The sequence below is a fragment of the Streptomyces mabaensis genome, from assembly GCF_053763515.1.
Genome location: NZ_JBSOPZ010000044.1, coordinates 21,758 through 41,203, shown reverse-complemented (window position 1 = coordinate 41,203; position 19,446 = coordinate 21,758). Strand labels below are relative to the sequence as shown.

12 protein-coding genes and 1 pseudogene are annotated in these 19,446 nt (G+C 71.9%); 11 read left to right on the top strand and 2 right to left on the bottom strand.

Translation table 11 applies throughout. From position 1 onward, the window contains the following. The first annotated feature begins 114 nt into the window (after positions 1-114). The 3 genes from ACWV17_RS29815 to ACWV17_RS29805 all read left to right on the top strand — a co-directional run bounded on the left by ACWV17_RS29815 (position 115) and on the right by ACWV17_RS29805 (position 3,229). Positions 115-393: an HPr family phosphocarrier protein gene (locus ACWV17_RS29815; RefSeq protein ID WP_455355269.1), complete on the top strand. Its 279-nt coding sequence runs from the start codon at positions 115-117 to the stop codon at positions 391-393. 59 nt (positions 394-452) lie between these two features. Beyond that, positions 453-2,099: a phosphoenolpyruvate--protein phosphotransferase gene (gene ptsP, locus ACWV17_RS29810; protein ID WP_455362123.1), complete on the top strand. Its 1,647-nt coding sequence runs from the start codon at positions 453-455 to the stop codon at positions 2,097-2,099. Between the two features lie 269 nt (positions 2,100-2,368). Beyond that, entirely contained in the window at positions 2,369-3,229 is an 861-nt protein-coding gene (locus ACWV17_RS29805) for a serine hydrolase (protein ID WP_455362115.1), read from the top strand. 36 nt (positions 3,230-3,265) lie between these two features. Here ACWV17_RS29805 and ACWV17_RS29800 read toward each other — a convergent pair whose 3' ends face one another. Beyond that, positions 3,266-5,317, bottom strand: coding sequence for an ATP-binding protein (locus ACWV17_RS29800; protein ID WP_455362114.1), 2,052 nt, complete (start codon positions 5,315-5,317; stop codon positions 3,266-3,268). A 597-nt stretch (positions 5,318-5,914) separates the two neighbouring features. On the opposite strand from ACWV17_RS29800, the gene ACWV17_RS29795 reads away from it, so the two are divergent. The 8 genes from ACWV17_RS29795 to ACWV17_RS29760 all read left to right on the top strand — a co-directional run bounded on the left by ACWV17_RS29795 (position 5,915) and on the right by ACWV17_RS29760 (position 18,888). Then, a complete protein-coding gene (locus ACWV17_RS29795; RefSeq protein WP_455362113.1) occupies positions 5,915-9,640 on the top strand; it encodes an nSTAND1 domain-containing NTPase in 3,726 nt (1,241 codons plus the stop codon). Positions 9,641-9,959: 319 nt separating this feature from the next. Then, positions 9,960-10,928, top strand: coding sequence for a cyclase family protein (locus ACWV17_RS29790; protein ID WP_455362122.1), 969 nt, complete (start codon positions 9,960-9,962; stop codon positions 10,926-10,928). 157 nt (positions 10,929-11,085) lie between these two features. Then, positions 11,086-13,923, top strand: coding sequence for a SpoIIE family protein phosphatase (locus tag ACWV17_RS29785; RefSeq protein ID WP_455362112.1), 2,838 nt, complete (start codon positions 11,086-11,088; stop codon positions 13,921-13,923). Positions 13,924-14,067: 144 nt separating this feature from the next. Beyond that, positions 14,068-15,615, top strand: coding sequence for a sugar ABC transporter ATP-binding protein (locus ACWV17_RS29780; RefSeq protein ID WP_455362111.1), 1,548 nt, complete (start codon positions 14,068-14,070; stop codon positions 15,613-15,615). Then, positions 15,612-16,712: an ABC transporter permease gene (locus ACWV17_RS29775; protein ID WP_455362110.1), complete on the top strand. Its 1,101-nt coding sequence runs from the start codon at positions 15,612-15,614 to the stop codon at positions 16,710-16,712. Before ACWV17_RS29780 ends, ACWV17_RS29775 begins: the two co-directional genes overlap by 4 nt. Before the next feature lie 79 nt (positions 16,713-16,791). Then, positions 16,792-17,961 (top strand): substrate-binding domain-containing protein, encoded by a 1,170-nt coding sequence (locus ACWV17_RS29770; RefSeq protein ID WP_455362109.1) that lies wholly within the window; start codon positions 16,792-16,794, stop codon positions 17,959-17,961. Between the two features lie 124 nt (positions 17,962-18,085). Beyond that, positions 18,086-18,586, top strand: coding sequence for a kelch repeat-containing protein (locus ACWV17_RS29765; RefSeq protein ID WP_455362108.1), 501 nt, complete (start codon positions 18,086-18,088; stop codon positions 18,584-18,586). Then, the gene (locus tag ACWV17_RS29760) at positions 18,547-18,888 is read left to right on the top strand and encodes a galactose oxidase early set domain-containing protein (protein ID WP_455362107.1); all 342 of its coding nucleotides are present in this window, start codon (positions 18,547-18,549) and stop codon (positions 18,886-18,888) included. Before ACWV17_RS29765 ends, ACWV17_RS29760 begins: the two co-directional genes overlap by 40 nt. On the opposite strand, the pseudogene ACWV17_RS29755 reads toward ACWV17_RS29760, so the two are convergent. Beyond that, positions 18,860-19,383 (bottom strand): annotated as a pseudogene (locus ACWV17_RS29755) (aldo/keto reductase); the annotation flags it as partial. The gene ACWV17_RS29760 and the pseudogene ACWV17_RS29755 overlap by 29 nt on opposite strands. Positions 19,384-19,446: the final 63 nt, after the last annotated feature.

The window sequence follows — 19,446 nt, the reverse complement described above, 5'->3', positions numbered from 1 at the left end:
CGGCCCCACTCACCACAACCGAGCTACGCCAGGCCCAGCGCCGTGCCTCCTCCCGGCCGGACACAAGCTCACCGGCCGCCCCCGTCCGCATCCCCCGTAGGAGGGTCATCTCCCATGCCCCAGCGCACTGTCATCATCGGCTCCCGTTCCGGACTGCACGCCCGCCCGGCCTCGGTCTTCGTCCAGGCCGCCGCCCGCCAGCCGGTCAAGGTGACCGTGGCCCGGGACGGACAGGCCCCGGTGGATGCCCGGAGCCTGCTGTCCGTACTCGCTCTCGGCGCCCAGCACGGCGAAGCCCTGGTGCTGACCGCCGACGGCGACGGCGCCGAAGCCGCCATCGAGGAACTGGCCACGCTGGTCGCCGCCGACCACGACGCCGAGGAGCAGCGGTGACCCGGACGACCACCACCGCCCCGACGCCGACCCCCACCCCGGCAACGACGACCACGGTGATGCACGGCATCGGCATCGGCGGCGGCAGCGCCGCCGGCCCCGTCGCCCGCATGGCGCCCCCGCCCGCGCTGCCCGCGCCGCGCACCGTCGGTCCGGCCGACGCACCCGCGGAGGCCGCCGCGGCCCGCGCGGCACTGGGAGGGGTCGCCACCGATCTGGAGGAGCGCGCGGCCACGGCCGACGGCGAAGCGGCCGAAGTCCTCCGCGCACAGGCGATGATGGCAGCCGATCCGGCGCTCGCCGACCGGACCGAAGCCCTCGTGCTCGACGGCACCGACGCCCCCCACGCCCTGGCCGCAGCGTTCAGTGAGTTCCGCGCCTCGCTCCAGGCGGCGGGCGGCTACTTCGCCGAACGCGTCGCCGACCTCGACGACCTCCGCGACCGCGCGGTGGCGCGCGTCCTCGGCCTGCCCATGCCGGGCCTGCCCGACCCCGGCCACCCCTACGTCCTGGTCGCCGACGACCTCGCGCCCGCCGACACCGCGCTCCTCGACCCGGCCCGGGTCCTCGCCCTGGTCACCGAGCGCGGCGGACCCACCAGCCACACCGCCATCCTGGCGAAGATCCTCGGCCTGCCCGCCGTCGTCGGCTGTGCCGACGCCTCGGTGCTCGACGACGGCAGGCCCGTGCTCGTCGACGGCACCGCCGGCAGGGTCATGACCGACCCGGCACCGGACACCGTCGCCGCGGCAGCCGCCCACGAGGAACGTCGGCGGCGCAACGCCGCCCTGGTCAGCGGCCCGGGCCGGACGTCGGACGGCCACGCGGTGAAGCTGCTGGTCAACCTGGGCGCCCTGCACGAACTGCCGGCGGCCGCGGCGGCCGACAGCGAGGGGGTGGGGTTGTTCCGTACCGAATTCCTCTACCTCGACCGCGCCCAAGCCCCCACCGCCGAGGAGCAGACCGCCGCCTACCGCGAGGTGTTCGCCGCCTTCGCGGGACGCCGCGTCGTCGTACGCACCCTGGACGCCGGAGCCGACAAGCCGCTGCCGTTCGCCACCGCGGCCGACGAGCAGAACCCGGCCCTGGGCATACGCGGTCTACGGACGGCACGCCGCGATCCGCACCTGCTGGAAACGCAACTGGCCGCGATCGCCGCCGCGGCCGAGGGCTGCGGGGCCGAGGTGTGGGTGATGGCGCCCATGGTGTCGGTGCCGAGCGAGGCAGCCGGCTTCGCCGACCGGGTGCGAGCCCACGGACTCGCCACCGCCGGCGCCATGGTGGAGGTGCCGGCCGAGGCCTTGCGCGCGGGAGCGCTCGCGCAGACGTGCGACTTCCTCAGCATCGGCACCAACGACCTGGCCCAGTACGCGTTCGCCGCCGACCGCACCCTCGGCAGCCTGGCCGAGCTCCTGGACCCCTGGCAGCCCGCGCTGCTCGACCTGGTGCGTGCGGCCGCCGACGCGGGCGCCGCACAGGGCCGGCCGGTCGGCGTGTGCGGCGAGGCCGCGGCGGACCCGCTGCTGGCTCTGGTCCTGGTCGGACTGGGCGTGACGAGCCTGTCGGCCGCGCCGAGCTGCCTGGGGGAGGTCCGGGCCTCCCTCGCGGCGCACAGTATCGACGACTGCCGCCGCCTGGCAGCTCTCGCCCTCGCGGCCCCGGACGCGGCGGCGGCTCGCGCGGCGGTGCGGGAAGCCCGGCCGTGATCAATCGCTCGTGCACGCGGTTGCGCCTTTAGCAGGACCCCGCGCCGGGACGCGGCGCGCTTCGGAACGAAGAGCACAGATGGGCATATTTTCTGCTTAGCCCACTGCCCATTCGTGTGATTGAGGTTCCGGTGGATCCCATTGGTGCTGCCCCTTCGCCCCACCCCCCGGGCCGGCGAGGAAAGCCACGGGTACTGGCATGCTCGGCTGCCGGCCTGTTGCTCACGGGCTGCTTGGCCGGTGGCCATCAGCACAGCGGAACCGGTGACGTGCGTGGCGGCCGACCCCCGGCACAGAGCAAGGCGCCGGCGCGCCCGGAGCACACGAAGCCGGCCCAGGTCCTGCCCGGCAACCCGGTCAAGCAGGCGCCGCCGGCTCCGACGGACCTGAACAAGGTGCTGTCGCGTTCTCTCGAACGGATCGAACGGATCCGGACGCGCAGCGGCACACAGGTGTCGGTCGCTGTTCTCGACCCCGATGACGACCGGCGGGCGGTATACGGCTCCCACACACACGTCACCGCGAGCATCGTCAAGGTCGACATTCTGGCGGCCCTGCTCCTGCATGCCCAACGCGAGCGGCGGCCACTGACCCGCTGGGAGACATCGACCGCGGCCTCGATGATCCAGAGCAGCGACAACACCGCCACCAGCGCGCTGTGGCGGCGCATCGGAGGCGGCCGAGGCCTCGATGACGCCAATGAAGCCATCGGCTTGACCGCCACCGAAGCAGGGCCGGGAGTCAACTGGGGCCTCACCCGGACCACTGCCGCGGACCAACTGACCCTGCTGTCCGCTGTGTTCAGCTCACCTTCGCCGCTGACCCGGGCCTCACGCTCCCTGGTCCAGGAACTGATGGGCGACATCGACGGTGATCAGGACTGGGGAGTATCGGCGGCAGGCGGTCACTGGGCGCTCAAGAACGGCTGGCTGCTGCGCCCCAACTCCCAGCGCTGGGCGATCAACAGTATGGGGCGGGTCAGGGCGTACGGGAACACGTTCTATCTCGCGATCCTCTCCCACGGCAGCCGGAGCATGTCCCACGGCATCTCCGTCGTGGAGCAGGCAGCACGGTCGGCCGTGCACGTCCTCAGCAGCACGCCGCCTCCTGTCTCTCCCCTCATCCGCTGATCGCCGTCCTCCGCCGTACGCGCCGACGTCCAGCGGTCACCGGGGCGGCGGCTCCGACCGGCCGCCCAGCGCCAGGACGGCACTGAGTTCGGCTTGGGGTGCACCCGATGCGCCGCGCCGGAACGCGTCCTCGTACGCCTGGTCGCCGGCAGTCGCCCGGGCCGCCCGCTCGCACTCCTCGCGCACCGGGCGCAGTTCGGGTGTGCCGCGTTGCGGGTGGCCGGTGGAGCGCCAGAACGCCTCGCTGGTACCGAAGACATGCGCTGCCCGCTCGCCCTCTCCCTGCGCCGCGAGACCGGCCGCCAGGACGTCGAGACCGAGGGCGAGTCCGAAGCTGTCGCCGAGCCCGCGTTTGCCGACAAGCATGGCGCGTGCGTGCTCCACCGCCCGCTCCGGATCCGCCTGGAGCAGGGCGATCACGGCGAGCTGATAGTCCAGGTAGGCGCGCGTCCAGCGTTCGCCCAGGGCGACGCACAGGCGTCGCAGGGCGTGAGCCTCCTCGCGGGCCTCGGTCAGTCTGCCCATGCCGGTGAGCGCGAAGACCTTGACCAGATGGCAGCGCAACCGTGGCGCCGAGGCGGCGGGAGAGGTGCCCGGCTGGGTGTGCAGCAGCGCGTCGACGGTCCGGTGGGCCGTCTGCGGCCGGCCCGTCAGCAGGGCGATGAGACCGGTGAGGTACGCGGCATCCAGCGTGTCGTCGGCGCTCCCCTCCCGGCGGGCCGCTTGGACGCACCGCTCGCTCAGCCGCTGCGCGGCGTCGTACTCGCCCTGCAGCGTGAGGGCGACGCCGAGGGCCCACAGGGCACGCACCCGGTGGGGTCCCGGGTCCTGGCTTCGGGCGAGGGCGTGCTCGAGATAGCCGCGCGCTTCGTGCAGATGGCCACAGCAGGCCCAGAAGAAGCCTGTCGTCCCGGCCAGTTCCAGAGCCTGCCCGGGGCGGGCTGTCAGCAGATGGTCCAGCGCGGTGCACAGCTCGGTGTGCGCGTCCTGGATGCGTCCGTACCAGCGGGCCTGGTCGGCGCTCAGCCAGCCGGCCTCGGCCTGACGGGCGAGCCGGAGACAGAGTTCGGCGTGCCGGTCGGACACGGCGTCATGTTCTCCCAGGGCCTGCAGCCATGCGGCGCCGTACTCACGAATCGTGTCGAGCATCCGGTAGCGGCGGCCGTCGCGCCGCACCACCGACTTCGCGACAAGGCTGTTCAGCAGCCCGGGGACGGCTGCCTCGGTCAGCGGGCCGCCCGAGCAGACCTCCGACGCGGAGGCCGGGTCGAAGCCTGCTCTGAAGACCGTCAGGCGAGCCCACAACAGGCGCTCCAGCGGCTCGCACAGCTCATGGCTCCAGCCGACGGCCGTCCGCAGGGTCCGATGGCGACGCGGCCACACGTCTTCCGAGCGCGCCAGCACGTCGAAGCGTGAGTCCAACTGGGCCCGGACGCCTTCGACGCCGTACTGGTGCACCTGCGCCGCAGCCAGTTCGAGTGCCAGGGGAATGCCCTCCAGCCGCCGGCAGATCTCGGCGACCGCGCCGTTCGGCTCCACGCCCGACGCACCGGCCGGCGAGTGCTGAGCATCCGTCATTCGCCGGCTGAAGAGTTCGAGCGCGTCGGGGCCGTCGGCTCGCAGCGGCTCCACCTCGTACACGTGCTCCGCCGGAAGCTGCAGGGGCTGCCTGCTGGTGGCCAGGACGGTCAGGCCCGGTGCGGCGGTGAGGAGTTCGGCCACCAGCTGCCCGCACGCGTGGGCGAGGTGCTCGCACGAGTCCAGCACCAGCAGCAGACGCCGGGGTGCCAGCCAGTCGCTCAGCGCCTCGATGGGCCTGGGCGTGTGGTCGGACAGGTCCACGGCGTCGGCGACGACGGTGACCAACAGCCGGTCGCCGTCGAGCGCGGACAGGTCGGCCCACCAGGTGCCGTCCGGAAACCGGTCCGCCGTCCGGCTCGCCACGCGCAACGCCAGCCGTGTCTTGCCGACGCCGCCGGTACCGGTCAGCGTGACCAGACGATGGCTGGTCATCGCCCTTTCCACGGTGGCCAGTTCGGCGCGGCGCCCCACAAAGCTGCTCGTCTCCGGTGGAAGGTGTCCCCGCATGGATGCAGTGTGGCGCATCCGCGGTCATGGTCGCTGCCGCACGGGATCCAGCGGGGCCCGGGCGGGCCAGTGCCACGGCCCGGCGTCGCGGCGGTGCCGCCGGTGTCGCCACATCGTCCCCGATTTTCACGCAAGTCATTCCCTGAGCGGTCATAGTGGGCTACTTTCCGGCGCCACAGCGGCCTTCCTCGGTGCTGCGGTTGATCGCGGGTCTTGAGGACATCACCGAGGGCGAGCTGCTGCTGGACGGCGAATACGCGAACGACATGCCGCCCGTGCGCGGGTCGTCAGTCGGCGCCCGCGATGGCGATCGGCGCGCCGATGCTGCGGGGGCCGGCCGATGCCGCAATCGAGGCTGGCGACCAGCGAGTTGATCGGCACGCCTGTCATCAGCACAATCGATCCCGCTGGAGACCGCCGGATTGTTCGGCGCTTCGTTCCGCCGCTGTCATCGGGGCCACACCTCGGGCGGCAAGGGTTTACGCCGGATCAGTGCGAAACGTATGTTCCTTGCGCTGAACTTCGTTTTCATCTGCTGCACGAGAGTGGGGATCTGTGGGGCGTCCGGAGAGATCAGTCGACCCGGCGGCCGGCCCCGTGCAGCGCTTCGCTCACGAGCTGCGGGAGCTGCGCAAGGCCGCAGGCGGCCCGTCGTACCGGACCATGGCCCGGTCGGCGGGGTTCTCGGCGACGACGTTGTCCCAGGCGGCGGCCGGGGAACGGCTGCCGTCGTCGGCCGTCGTCCACGGGTACGTGCGGGCGTGCGAGGCGGACCCGACTGAGTGGGAGCTGCGGCGGAAGGCGGCGGAGGCGGAGGCCACGGAGGCTCCGGCAGACGGGGAGCAGGACGGGCCGCCGCCCTACCGGGGGCTGGCGCGGTTCGAACCGGACGACCACGAGCTGTTCTTCGGCCGGGACAGGCTGGTGGCTCAGTTGCGGGAGCTGGTGTGCGACCACCGGTTCGCGGTGATGTTCGGCGCTTCGGGCAGCGGGAAGTCCTCCCTGCTGCGGGCCGGTTTGATCCCCTGCCTCCGGAAGACGATCGGGGACCGGGGACACCCGGCGGTGCTGAGGGTGTTCACCCCGGGTGCCAGGCCCGCCACGACGTACGGACACCTGCTGGCCCCGGCGCCGGGCGAACCGGAGAGCTGGGTGGTGGTGGACCAGTTCGAGGAGGTCTTCACCTTGTGCCGGGACCGGGTGGAGCGGGCCCGCTTCGTCGACCTGCTGCTGACCGCCCGGGATCCCGACAACCGGCTGCGGGTGGTCGTCGCGGTGCGGGCGGACTTCTACGCCCGGTGCGCCGAACACCGCGGGCTGGCGGATGCCCTGCGCGGCGCCGGACTGCTGGTCGGGCCGATGGCGGCGGACGAGCTGCGGGAGGCGGTCGTCAAACCTGCCGCTGCCGTCGGGCTGCTGGTGGAGCGGGAGCTGACCGCGAACATCATCGAGGAGGTGCTGGATCAGCCCGGTGGGCTGCCGATGCTCTCGCACGCCCTGCTGGAGACCTGGCGGCGGCGTCGGGGCCGGATGCTGACCGTGGCCGCGTACGAAGCGGCCGGTGGAGTGCGCGGCGCGATCGCGGCGAGCGCCGAGGAGGCGTACGGGCAGTTGTCCCCGGCCCAGGCGCACACCGCCCGCCAGCTGCTGCTGCGGCTGATCGAGCCGGGGCAGGGAACCGCCGACACCCGGCGCCCGCTCACACGGACCGAACTGGAGGAGTGGGCGGACCCCTCGGTGCCGTCGGCGCTCGAACGGCTGGCCGGCGCCCGGCTGCTGACGGTCGATGAGGAGGGCGTACAGCTCGCCCACGAGGCACTGATCACCTGCTGGCCGCGGCTGCACGGCTGGATCGAGGAGGATCGCGAGCGGCTGCGCCACCACCGGCGCCTGGCCGAGGCCGCCCGCGGCTGGCTGGAAGCCGACCAAGACCCCGGCACCCTGTACCGGGGCATCCGACTGGCCCGCGCCGAGGAGCTGTTCGGGGGCGGCGGTCAGGTCGGCGTACTGACCGCACCGGAGAGAGCGTTCCTCACCGCCGCGCTCACCGCCCGCGAAGCGGAACGCCGGGCCGCCACCCGGACCACCCGCAGAGCACGGCTCCTCGTCACCGCGCTCTCCACGGTCCTGGTGGTTGCGCTCATCGCCGGCCTGGCCGCCTGGCAGCAGCGTCGGGACAACGAGCGGCAGCGCACGGACGATACAGCCCGCCGTCTCGCCGCAGTCGCCGACGCGTTGCGCACGACCGACCCCCGGACCGCCATGCAGCTCGGCGTCGCCGCCTGGCGGATCGCCACCCTGCCCGAGACCCGCCGGGCGCTGCTCGGTTCCCTCACCCAGCCCGAGCAGGACACGTTCACCGACCCCGCGCCAGGCGATCGCCCGTTGCGTTATCTCGCCGACTCCGGCCGTACGCTGCTCAGCGTCGACGGTCGTACGTGGCAGACCTGGAACGTCGCCGCGCACCGCCGCACCGCATCGGGGCGACTGCCGGACGGCCAGGTACTCGCCGCCGGCCCGGACGCCCGGGTACTCGCCCTGGCCGGGGACGACGGCGTCCGGCTGTGGGACACGGCCGCGGGACAGTGGACCGGCGCGCCAAGCCCCCTTCCGCTCTCCTCCGATCTCGGCTTCAACGCCGGCGGCCGCAGCTACCTGGTGGGCAGCATCGACGACGACCGGGTGCAACTGCGCTCCGTCGCGGACGGCGGGGTGCTGTTCGAGACGCGGGCGGCCGGCCGCTCGAACGTGGCCTCGAGTGCCGACGACCGGCTGGTGGCGGTCTGCCCCTCCGGGCGCCCGCCGCAGGTCCGGGACCTCAGCCGTCCTCACACCCTGCCCGGCGCCTGGGAACACGCCCGCGGCATCTGCGATGACGACCACTCCAGGCTCGTATTCGGAGGCAGTGGCGGTAGCCGGCTCGCAGCTGTCTCGGACACCCAGGTCCATGTCTGGGATACACGTTCAGGACGCCGGGTCGCCGACATCGACGACCCGGGAGTGAAGTACGCAGCCTTCAGCGAGGACGGGGCCTTCCTGGCGACCGCCCGCGGCGACGAGATCAGGGTGTGGCGGCTCGCGGCCCCCACCGCCCCGGTGTTCCGGCATCCCCTGAACAATCAGCACCTCTACGGCGGCCTCGCCTGGGATCCCGGTCATCCCGTCCTGCGCTACCTAGAAGGAGGCACCGTCCACTCCCTCGATCTCGGGGCGGCCGTCACCTCCACCTGGCGCGGACATGCCCTGGATTCCGTACTGCTCAGTCCGGACGGCCGTACGCTCGCCACCGCCGAGCGATTCGGCCGCCGGTACCTTTTCCAGCTGCGCGACACGAGTGACGGACACCTGCTCCGCGCGCTGCCGTCCCCGCCCTTCCCCGTCTCCCGCGACCGTACTCAGGCGGTCGTCCCGCAACACACCCTGGCCCTGATGGCGTTCAGCCCCGACGGCACCGCGCTCGCCTACGGTGTCTCGGCCCCGGGCCGGGAAGCCGCCCCCCAGCGGTTCACCGTCTGGGACGTGGCCCGTGACCGCCCGCGAACCGCGCTGGATCTGGCGGCACCGGGGTCCGCCGCAGCGGTGGTCTCCCTCGCAGTGGGGACCGGCGGCAGCACCCTCTACGTCGCCCGCACGCCTGCCATCGGCGAGCTGAGCGACGAGGTATGGGACACCGCACACCACCGCAGAACGGCGGTCCTCACCAAACTGGCCAGCAGCCACCTGGCCGTTCGCCCCGACGGCCGACTGCTCGTCGGCGACAACCGCACCGCCCGCCTGCCCGCCGGGCCGGTCACCGGGCACGACCTCGTCCAGGGCGATCAGATCGGCGCGCTCGCCTTCGCCCCCGACGGCTCCCGCCTGGCGGCGGGCGACCAGACCGGTCGCGTCGCACTGTGGGACAGCGCACTGCGCCGGCGCGCGGGCATCCTTGCGAACGTCTTCCCCGCGCCTCTCGGCGACACCCCCGAGGCCGTCAGCGCCCTGGCCCTGAGCACCGACGGCCGAACCCTGGCCGTGGGAGGCGACGCCGGCACCCTCCAGCTGTGGGACATCGCTACCCAGCAGCCGCTCGGCGGCCCGTTGACCACCCCCGGCGAGGACATCAAGACCCTCGCCTTCAGCCGCGACAGCGGCACTCTCTACGCCGGCAGCGCCCACGTCCCGCTCCAGCGGTACTCCATCGCCCCCTCCCGGGCCGTCACCCGGGTCTGCGCCCGCGCGGGAGCCGGGCTGACCAGAGCCCAGTGGCGCACCTACGTCCCCGGCGCACCCTACCGCCGGGTTTGCGAGAACGCGGGTACGCGGGCGCTCACCAGCGGATGACCACGTCCAGCTCGGCCGAACGAGCCGGTGGCTACCGGTGGCTGCCGACTGCGGCGCGGGGCGTGGTCGTGGCCTCCGAGGGCTGGGGAAGCGGCGGGACCCGGCGCCGGTCTCTCCCTGGCCCCGTCGGCCGTGGAGCCGGCCGCGACGTCGAGCACGAGGCCACTGTGCTGAACCGTGATGTTAGCGTTAACATTCCTCTCGGGTCGGCGGCCCAAAGAGTTCGTGCTGGGATGGGACTGATGAGGGGGCCTATCCGTATGGCGCCCGGTGGCGTCCTGCCGCCGGAGCCGTTCCGAAGCCGGGAGCGGTGAGTACAGTGACCTCGAACTCCGCCGATTCCCCAAAGCCCAGGCCGACCGGTACCGGCAACGGGCCTGCCGTCTCCCGTCGGGAGTTCGACGCACTCTTCGAGACGGTTCGCACGTGGGGTCGCTGGGCCCCAGCCGACCGCGGCGCCTGGAACCTGGTGACCGCGGACCATGTGCGTCGGGCCACGGCCAGAGTGCGGTCCGGGAGGGTCGTTCCGATGGCGCTGCCCTGGAACACCCGGCCCGGCCCCGACAACCGCAAGCCCGCCCTGCATCACATGACCGATCTCGGTGACGTGGAGAGGCCGGAACCCTCCACTCACAGGGACTTCATCGCCGTCGACTACCACGGCAAGGGCGTCACCCATCTCGACGCGCTGTGTCACATCGCCTACCGGGGGCAGCTCTACGACGGCCGGGCGGCACGCGAGGTCATCGACGCCGCAGGCGCCCGTTTCGGCGCGGTGTCGACGCTCGGGCCCCTCGTGACGACGGGTGTGCTGCTCGACCTCCCCGCCGTCCTCGGGATCCGCTGGCTGGAACCGGGACAGGCGGTGCACGCGGAGGACATCATCGCTGCGGAGAAAGCGCTCGACGTGACGATCGGCGAGGGCGACGCCGTGCTGCTGCGCTCCGGACACGTCCGCCGGCGCGCGGAACTCGGCGCGTGGGACCCTGACGCGAGGAGCGCGGGCTTCCACGTGGACGCCGTACCGCTGCTGGCCGAGCGGGGTATCGCGCTGCTCGGAGGTGACGGCGACAGCGATGTACGGCCCTCGCCCGTGGACGGCGTGCACTCGCCGGTCCACGCCCTGGCCGTCGCCGCGATGGGGGTGCCGCTGCTGGACAACCTCGACCTGGAAGCCCTCTCCGCCGCGACTGCAGAAGCGGGGCGGCACGCGTTCCTGTTCGTCGTGACACCGCTCAACGTACCGGGCGGGACGGGCTCGCCGGTCAGCCCGATCGCGGTCCTGTGACGACCGGCCCGTCCGAGTCGCCGCGCGTGGGGGTCTTATGAACCATGACTAGTAGCCCCTCATGCCCGTATCCTCATCAATGTCAGATCATTTCCTGATACGCGAATTATCGTAGGTGCGAGCGAGGCCAAGCGTGGTTCGGTCCGGCAGGGAATCGATGCCGACGGGGCGTGCGAAAGGCGGCACGGGGCCCGCTCGTCTCCGTGAGCGGTTTCTGCAGGGTGAGCCGGTCGGCGGAGGCGTGCGAACGTCGATCCTGGACTCGTGGCAGCGCTGCCGGTCCCTGGGCCTCTCGCCGGACCAGACCGAACTTCCCTTCCGGGAGGATTTCGATCCGGACGGCCGGATCGTCCGAGCGGCCATTCCGGTGCTCGACCGGCTGCAGGCCAAGTTTTCCGGCAGCGAGATCAACATCTCCGTCGCCGATGCGAGCGGGACGGTGCTCGCGCGCCGTTTCGGGGAGGCGTCGCTCGCCAGGAGTCTCCCGGCGATCCAGAGAGTCCCGGGCTTCGTGTTCGCCGAGCAGTTCGCCGGTACCAACGGCATCGGTCTCGCCCTGGCGGAGCGGCAGCTCATCCGGGTCTACGGTGCCGAGCACTTCGCGGAGCGCTCCCAGGCAAATGCCTGCGTCGCGCTTCCCGTCCGCGACCCGATCAGCGGGCACATCGAGGGCATCCTGTGCTTCGGCTATCCGCCCAGCGCCGACCACCCGGCGCTGGGCGCCGTAATGCGCAAAGCAGCCCAGGCCATGGAGCGGCGGCTGTTGTCGCAGAGTGCGGCGCGTGAGCGCGCCCTGCTGCGGGCGTACCTGGCCACCGGAGCCGAAGTCGGCGTCGGTCTTCACCGCAGCGTCGCGCTTGACGAACTGGCCGTCGACCTCCGCCCCCTTGACCGGGCGATCCTCATGGAGAAGGCCGCCGAGCTGATCTCCCGCGCGCAACGGGCCGCCGTCGACGTGCCCCTGCCCGACGGCCGGCGGGTCACGCTCGTGAGCCGTCCGATGACCAGTGCCTCCGGAGTGGAAGGCATTGCCATTGAGGCTGTCCTCCCCGGCATCTCGCCAGGAGAGCCCCCGGCCATCCCGCGCCAGGTCGACGAGCTGCCGGGCTTCCCCGCCGAGCCTGCCGTCGTCTCCGCCGTGTCACAGCCCGCGCGACTCTCCGTCACCCCGCGGTCCAGGTACATTCCCAAAGCCGTGCCCGGCCAGGTCCCCGCGCCCGGCAAAGACGTCACGGTCGAAGGCGCCGACGGCACGAGGGACGGCCACCCCGAACCGCCGCCCTCGGCGAGAGGGCTCGTGCTGGTGGGGGAGCCGCACGTGGGGGCATACGCCCTGGCCGCGCGACGCCGCCTGGAGTTGCTGTCCGATGCCAGCGCCCGCATAGGCACCACCCTGGACGTGCGCCGCACCGCCGAAGAACTCGCCGAGACGGCGGTTCCGCGACTGGCCGACTTCGTCACCGTCGACCTGTCCGAGGCCGTGCTCCGCGGCGAGGAGCCCGCTCACCCCCTCACTGGCCTGAGCCGTACGGTGGTCCACGGCATCCACGACGACTGTCCCTTCAGGCCCGTCGGCAAGCGGATCGACTTCGGCCCGACCACGCCCCAGCTTCGTTGTCTGACCAGCGGACAGGCGGTGCTGGAACCGGACCTGAAGGCCGCCGCGGGCTGGCTCGCCCAGGACCCCGAGCACACCGAACAGCTGCTGCCCCACGTCCACTCCCTCATCGCGGTACCCCTGCTCGCCCGCGGTGTCGTTCTGGGTGTCGCCAGTTTCTACCGCGCACAGGATCCCGCCCCCTTCGGGGACGACGACCAGTCACTGGCCCAGGAACTCGCCGCCCGCGCAGCCCTGTCCATCGACAACGCCCGGCGCTACACGCGCGAACGCACCATGGTCCTGGCCCTGCAGCGCAGACTGCTCCCGCACGGTCTGCCCGATCAGGACGCCGTCGAGGTCGCCCATCGCTACCTGCCCGCCGAATCCGACGTGGGCGGAGACTGGTACGACGTCATCCCCCTCTCAGGCACCCGCGTCGGCCTCTTCGTCGGCGACGTGGTCGGCCACGGCATGCTCTCCGCCGCCACCATGGGCCGGCTGCGCACCGCCGCACGCAGCTTCGCCGAACTCGACTTCCCCCCGGACGAAGTCCTCGTTCACCTCGACAACCTCGTGGGGCGCCTGGACCGGGAGGACCCCGACGGCGAGGGTCCCGGCATCATCGGCGCGACCTGCCTGTACGCCATCTACGACCCGACTTCGCAGCGATGCGTCATGGCCCGCGCCGGCCACCCTCCGCCCGCGCTGGTCCGCCCCGACGGCACCGTGTCGTATCCCGACCTGCCGGCCGGGCCCCCTCTCGGCCTCGGCGGGCTGCCGTTCGATGCAGTCGAGATCGACCTCCCCGAGGACAGTCAGCTGGTCCTCTACACCGACGGACTCATCGAGGACCGGCATCGCGACGTCGACGTGGTTCTCGAGCAGTTGCGCGGGGCCCTGGCCCACCAGCCGGACCGCACACCCGAGGACACCTGTCAGGCGATCCTGGACACGGTGGCGCCCGCGCACCCGTGCGACGACATCGCCCTGCTCGTCGCCCGCACCCACGCCCTGGACTCCCGGCGGATCGCCACCTGGGATCTGTCCGCCGACCCGGCCCGCGTCGGCGAAGTCCGGGCGTCCGCCCTCCGGCAACTGGCTGACTGGGGACTCGACGAGACCGCGTTCGCCGTGGAACTGATCCTCAGCGAGCTGGTCACCAACGCCATCCGCCACGGTGCCGGGCCCATCCGGGTACGGCTGCTGCACGACCGCACCCTGATCTGCGAGGTCTCCGACACCAGCAACACCGCCCCGCACCTGCGTCGGGCGGCCCCTACCGACGAGGGCGGACGTGGCCTGTTCCTCGTGGCGCAGCTGTCACAGACCTGGGGTACGCGCTACCTCTCGGAGGGCAAGGTCATCTGGGCCGAATGCGGGCTCGACGGCGCGTGAGGACGAAGCCCGGCAGTCCGGCAGGGTCCGCTGACCCGTTGGAGTCACAGCAGCATGGAGAATGTCCGAAATCTTGCGCTTTGGTCGGCTAATATCCCCCTTGAACGTCGGGAAGAACTCACCAGGCGACCCCCGGAGATGTCCGTGCACGACGCTCCCGACACGTCTGCGAAGGCGGCTGCGCCCTTCGAGGCGGAACCCCTGGTCCGTATCCGCGGGCTCGGCAAGCGGTTCGGCGGGACCCGCGCGCTGGCCGGGGTCGACCTCGACGTCCACGAAGGCAGTGTCCTGGCCCTCCTCGGGCCCAACGGTGCCGGCAAGTCCACGCTCATCAAGATCCTCGCCGGCGTCCATCACGCCGACGCGGGGCAGATCACGGTGGACGGGCACCCGCTCGGCAGTCATGCCGCCTCCCGCAGCATGTCCTTCATCCACCAGGATCTCGGTCTCGTGGAGTGGATGACGGTCGCCGAGAACATCGCCCTGAGCACCGGGTATCCGCGCCGCGCCGGACTGATCTCCTGGCGGCGGACCCGCGAACACTGCGCTGACGCCCTGCGTCTCGTCGGCGGACATCTCGACCCCGACGCCCCGGTCGCCCGACTCGCCCCGGCCGAGCGTTCGCTGGTCGCGATCGCCAGGGCCCTGGCGGCACACGCGAAGCTCATCGTCCTCGACGAGCCGACCGCCCGCCTCCCCGCCGCGGACTGTGCCCGGCTGTTCCGCGTCCTGCACGCCCTGCGTGACCGTGGGCACGCCATCCTCTACGTGAGCCACCGCCTGGACGAGGTGTACCAGGTCGCCGACACCTTCGCCGTACTGCGTGACGGCCGCCTCGTCAGCCGCGGCCCGCTGACGGGCCAAAGCCCCGTCAGCCTGGTGCACGACATTGTCGGTGCGGAACCAATCGACCACCGCCCCGCCACGGCGCCGGTCGGCGGGTCGGCCATTCTGACCCTTGACGGTGTAAGGACCGCCGGCACGGGACCGGTCAGCCTGGAGCTGAGGGCCGGTGAGGCCCTGGGCCTGGTCGGCCTCTCGGGCGCCGGGCACATGGACCTGGGCCGGGCCCTCGCCGGCTCCCGGCCCCTGCTCGAGGGGCGGGCCCTTCTCGGCGGCCGGCCGTACCGCCCCCGCACGGTCGCCGACGCCGTCGGACTCGGTGTCGGCTTCGTGCCCGGCGACAGACTGCGGGAGGGCTGCATGGACGAGCTGACCGTACGGGAGAACCTCCTCGCCAATCCCCGCGCGGGAGGCCTGCCGGCGCTGCGCTGGATCAACCCCCGCCGCGAACGCGCCGAGGCCGCCACCCTGATCGAGCGGTTCTCCGTGCGCCCCCGCGACAGCGAGGCCCTCATCGCCACCCTCTCCGGCGGAAACCAGCAGAAAGTCATGATCGGCCGGTGGCTCCGGGTGGGCCTGCGCCTGCTGATCCTCGAGGAGCCGACCGCGAGCGTGGACGTCGGTGCCAAGGCCGCGATCCACCGCATGCTCGACGAGGCGCTGGCCGCAGGCCTCGCGGTCCTGCTCATCTCCACCGACTTCGAGGAGGTCGCGGGCGTGTGCCTGCGCACCCTGGTCTTCGTCCGCGGGGCCGTGACGGCCGAGCTGAGCGGTGCGGCCCTCACGGTCGCCGGGCTCACGCGGGCGGCTTCGGCCGCGCCCCCTTCTGGAATCGGGACGAACCCATGACCGCTCCGCCTCCCTCCTCCTCGCCCCGGCCACCACTGCGTCGCAGACCGGGCGGGCACCTCATCGGCGCTTACGGCCTGCTCGCCCTCACCTTCCTGCTCTTCCTGATCTTCTCCCTCGCCCTGCCGCGCACTTTTCCCACGCTGAACACCGTCGACTCGATCCTGTCCACCCAGTCGATTCCGGCCGTCCTCGCGCTCGCCGCCATGGTCCCCATCGTGACCGGCGCGTTCGACCTCTCCATCGGCTACGGCCTCGGCCTGGCACACGTCATGGTGATGCAGCTCGTCGTCAACGACGGGTGGCCCTGGCCGCTCGCATGCCTCGCGGTGATCGCCGGAGGGGCGGTCATGGGGATTCTCAACGGTGTCATCGTCGAGTTCGGCCGGATCGATTCGTTCATCGCCACCCTCGGGACTGGCAGCATGCTGTACGCCGTGACCGGCTGGATCACCGACGGCGGCCGGATCGTCCCTGGCCCGCAAGGCCTCCCGGCCGCATTCACTGACCTCTACGATTCCACGTTCCTCGGCCTTCCGGTCCCCGCCTTCTACGTGCTCGCCCTTGCGGCCGTCCTCTGGCTGGTGCTGGAGCGGCTGCCGATCGGCCGGTACCTGTACGTCGTCGGCTCGAACCCGCAGGCGGCCGACCTCGTTGGCATCCCGACCCGCAAGTACACCGTCTACGCGTTCGCCGCATCGGGGCTGATCGCCGGCTTCGCCGGTGTGCTGCTCGCGGCCCAGCAGCAGATCGGCAATCCGAGTGTCGGCCTCGACTACCTGTTGCCCGCCTTCGCCGGCGCTCTCCTCGGCTCCACGGCGATCAAACCCGGCCGGCCCAACGCCATCGGCACCATCGTGGCTGTCGCCGTCCTCGCCGTCGGCCTCACCGGCATCGGCCAGCTGGGCGCAGACTTCTGGACGGTCCCGCTGCTCTACGGCGGCACCCTGCTCATCGCCGTCGGCCTGGCCGGACACGCCGCCCGCCGTAGGCAGCGCAGCGGCGCCGTCGTGGCCCGCGATTCGCCCGCGGCGCCGCCTGCTGGGCCCCCGTCCTCCCCGACGCAGGGCGGTGGCCCAGCCGGCACCACTCCTTGACCCACGCCGACCCACGCCACGGGCACCACCTCCGTGCCCCCGGCCCATCCTCCCGCTCATCCCTATGCGAGGAGCTCCCGTGCACAGCAGCCGCAGAACCACCCCTGCCGTCTTCAAGGTTCGGATCGCCTCGTGCGCCCTGCTGGCGACGGCAACCGTCCTTGCCGGCTGTCAACGCGGCTCGTCGGGCGGCCCGGGGGAGTCCCCCACGGGCCCGAGCGGCTGCCCCGTTGTTCACGCCAGGGCCCAGGCCGCCGTCACCCGGGCGGAGGAAACTGACATCCCCTGGGACGGGCCGACCAGCGGCCCCGCGGTGGTGTCCGGCAAGACCATCGTCTACGTCGCCCAGACCATGACCAACCCCGGAGTCGCAGGCGCCGCGAACGGGGTGAGGGAAGCCGCACGGGTCATCGGATGGAACGTCCGGGTGATCGACGGTGGAGGCACCCCCACCGGTATCCAGGCGGCGATGAGCGACGCCGTGGCTCTCAAGCCCTCCGGCATCGTCATCGGTGGGTTCGACCCCAACTCGACGTCGCGGCAGGTCTCGCGGGCCAACGCGGCAGGCATCCCGCTCATCGGCTGGCACGCGGTAGCCGCTCCCGGCCCCAGCCGACGGCCCGAGCTCTTCACCAACGTCACCACCCGTGTGGAGGACGTGGCCCGAATCAGCGGGCAGTGGGTCATCTCGCACTCCAACGGCCGCGCCGGGGTCGTGCTCATCACCGACGCCTCGATCCCCTTCGCCAGGAACAAGTCCGAGCTGATCAGGAAGGAACTCGCCACCTGCTCGGGCGTGAAACTGCTGGAGTACGAGAACATCCCGATCCCGGACGCGAGCAGCCGCACCCCGCGGGAGATCTCCTCCCTCCTCACCCGGTTCCAGAGCAGGTGGACCCACTCCGTAGCCATCAACGACCTGTACTTCGCAGACGCCGCCCCCGCCTTCCGCGCGGCGGGCGAAAAAGGTTCCGGCCCGCCCTTCAACATCGGCGCCGGCGACGGCGACCCCTCTGCCTTCCAGCGCATCAACAACAGGCAGTACCAGACCGCGACCGTGCCCGAGCCGCTGTCCCAGCAGGGCTGGCAGATCGTCGACGAGTTCAACCGCGCCTTCTCCGGCCGACCCGCCAGCGGGTATGCGGCCCCCGTCCACATCGCCACGGCCGCCAACAGCGACGGTGCGACGACCTGGGACCCGTCGGGCTACCGGGAGGCGTACCGAAAGATCTGGGGCAAGTTGGGGTGATCCTGTGCGGAAGCGGCCACTTGGCTCGCTCCCGCCATGAAGCGCCTGCGAAACACCTTGCGGGCGCATTGATCACGATGTCTCCGCCAGGACAGGGGAAAGCTCCTCCGCAGGTGTTCTGCAAGTGGGTCCGAGTAAGCAGCTGAACTGGATATCCACCGAGGGCGACGGCACCATCACGCCCGGCGGCACCCGCGCCGACAGCCCGGACGCGATGAACGGCAACGCGGTCGCCTACGACATCGGCAAGCTCCTCACCCTGGGCGGCGCACCGGCGTACGAGAACGCCGACGCGACGCGGCGCGCCTACACCGTCGACCTGAACGGCGGCGGGCAGCCGGTCAGCACACGCACCGGCGACATGGCCCTACCCCGCGCGTGCAGCAACAGCGTCGTCATGCCCGACGGGAAGGTCGCCGTCTTCGGGGGCCAGTCCCGTCCGATCCCCTTCAATGACGCCACCTCCGCGATGACGCCGGAGATCTGGGACCCCGCGACCGGCACGTTCTCCCCGATGGCCACCATGGCGGCGTATCTGCTCAACCCGGACGGGCCCGAGAAGACCCGGCCCGTGTCACGAACGACGTGCCGGACAGCCTGCGTCTCGGGGCGAAGCTCCCGGTAACGACCGACTCGGCCGTCAGCTCCTTCAGCCTCGTACGGACAGGGGCCGCGACCCACTCGACCGACAACGACCAGCGACGCGTATCTCTGCGGTTCCGCGAGACGGGGGCCGGCTCCTACGAACTGCAGGTCCCGGCCGATCCCGGCGTGGTGCTTCCCGGCCGCTACACGCTGTTCGCCCTGAACGACGAGGGGGTCGGTGAGTTCGCCGGCGGTCAGCGGTTCGGCGGCGAGCGTGTCGAGGTTCTGGTCGAGTTGGCGGACGTCGCTGGCACCGGTGATCGGCGGGCACCCGGCCGCTGAGGTAGCGGTCCGTCAGTAGCCCCTGGGCCAGCGGAGAGAATGCGATCAGGCTGGTCCCTGTCTCTCCGATCGCGTCCAGCAGACCGTCCTCTGGCGAGCGGTTGAGGATCGAGTAACTGATCTGGTTCATCAGCAGCGGCTTGCCCAGGCCGCGCAGGATCTCCACCGCCGCCCGGTGCTGCTCGGCCGGGTAGTTGGAGATGCCGGCGTACAGGGCCTTCCCGGAGCGCACCGCGGCGTCCAGGACCCCCATGGTCTCCTCCAGCGGGGTCGTGGGGTCGTGGGGTCGTGGCGGTGCGAGTGGAAGACGTCTACATGGTCCAGGCCTGTCCGGCCCAGCGACTGGTCCAGGCTGGCCAGCAGGTACTTGCGCGAGCCGCCGTCGCCGTACGGGCCGGGCCACATGTCGTAGCCGGCCTTCGTGGCGATGAACAGCTCGTCCCGGTACAGGCGGAAGTCCCGCGCGAACAGGTGGCCGGAGTTGCGCTCCGCGCTGGATGTTCAGCCCGTTCACCTCAAGCAGCGGTGATGTCATGAGTGTTCTCCGAGCAGGCGTCG

Excerpts from the sequence above, each read along its gene's own strand:
- ACWV17_RS29800 (WP_455362114.1), bottom strand. The coding sequence starts at position 5,317 with ATGCGGGGACACCTTCCACCGGAGACGAGCAGCTTTGTGGGGCGCCGC.
- ACWV17_RS29815 (WP_455355269.1), top strand. The coding sequence starts at position 115 with ATGCCCCAGCGCACTGTCATCATCGGCTCCCGTTCCGGACTGCACGCC.
- ACWV17_RS29785 (WP_455362112.1), top strand. The coding sequence starts at position 11,086 with ATGCCGACGGGGCGTGCGAAAGGCGGCACGGGGCCCGCTCGTCTCCGT.
- ACWV17_RS29775 (WP_455362110.1), top strand. The coding sequence starts at position 15,612 with ATGACCGCTCCGCCTCCCTCCTCCTCGCCCCGGCCACCACTGCGTCGC.
- ptsP (WP_455362123.1), top strand. The coding sequence starts at position 453 with ATGCACGGCATCGGCATCGGCGGCGGCAGCGCCGCCGGCCCCGTCGCC.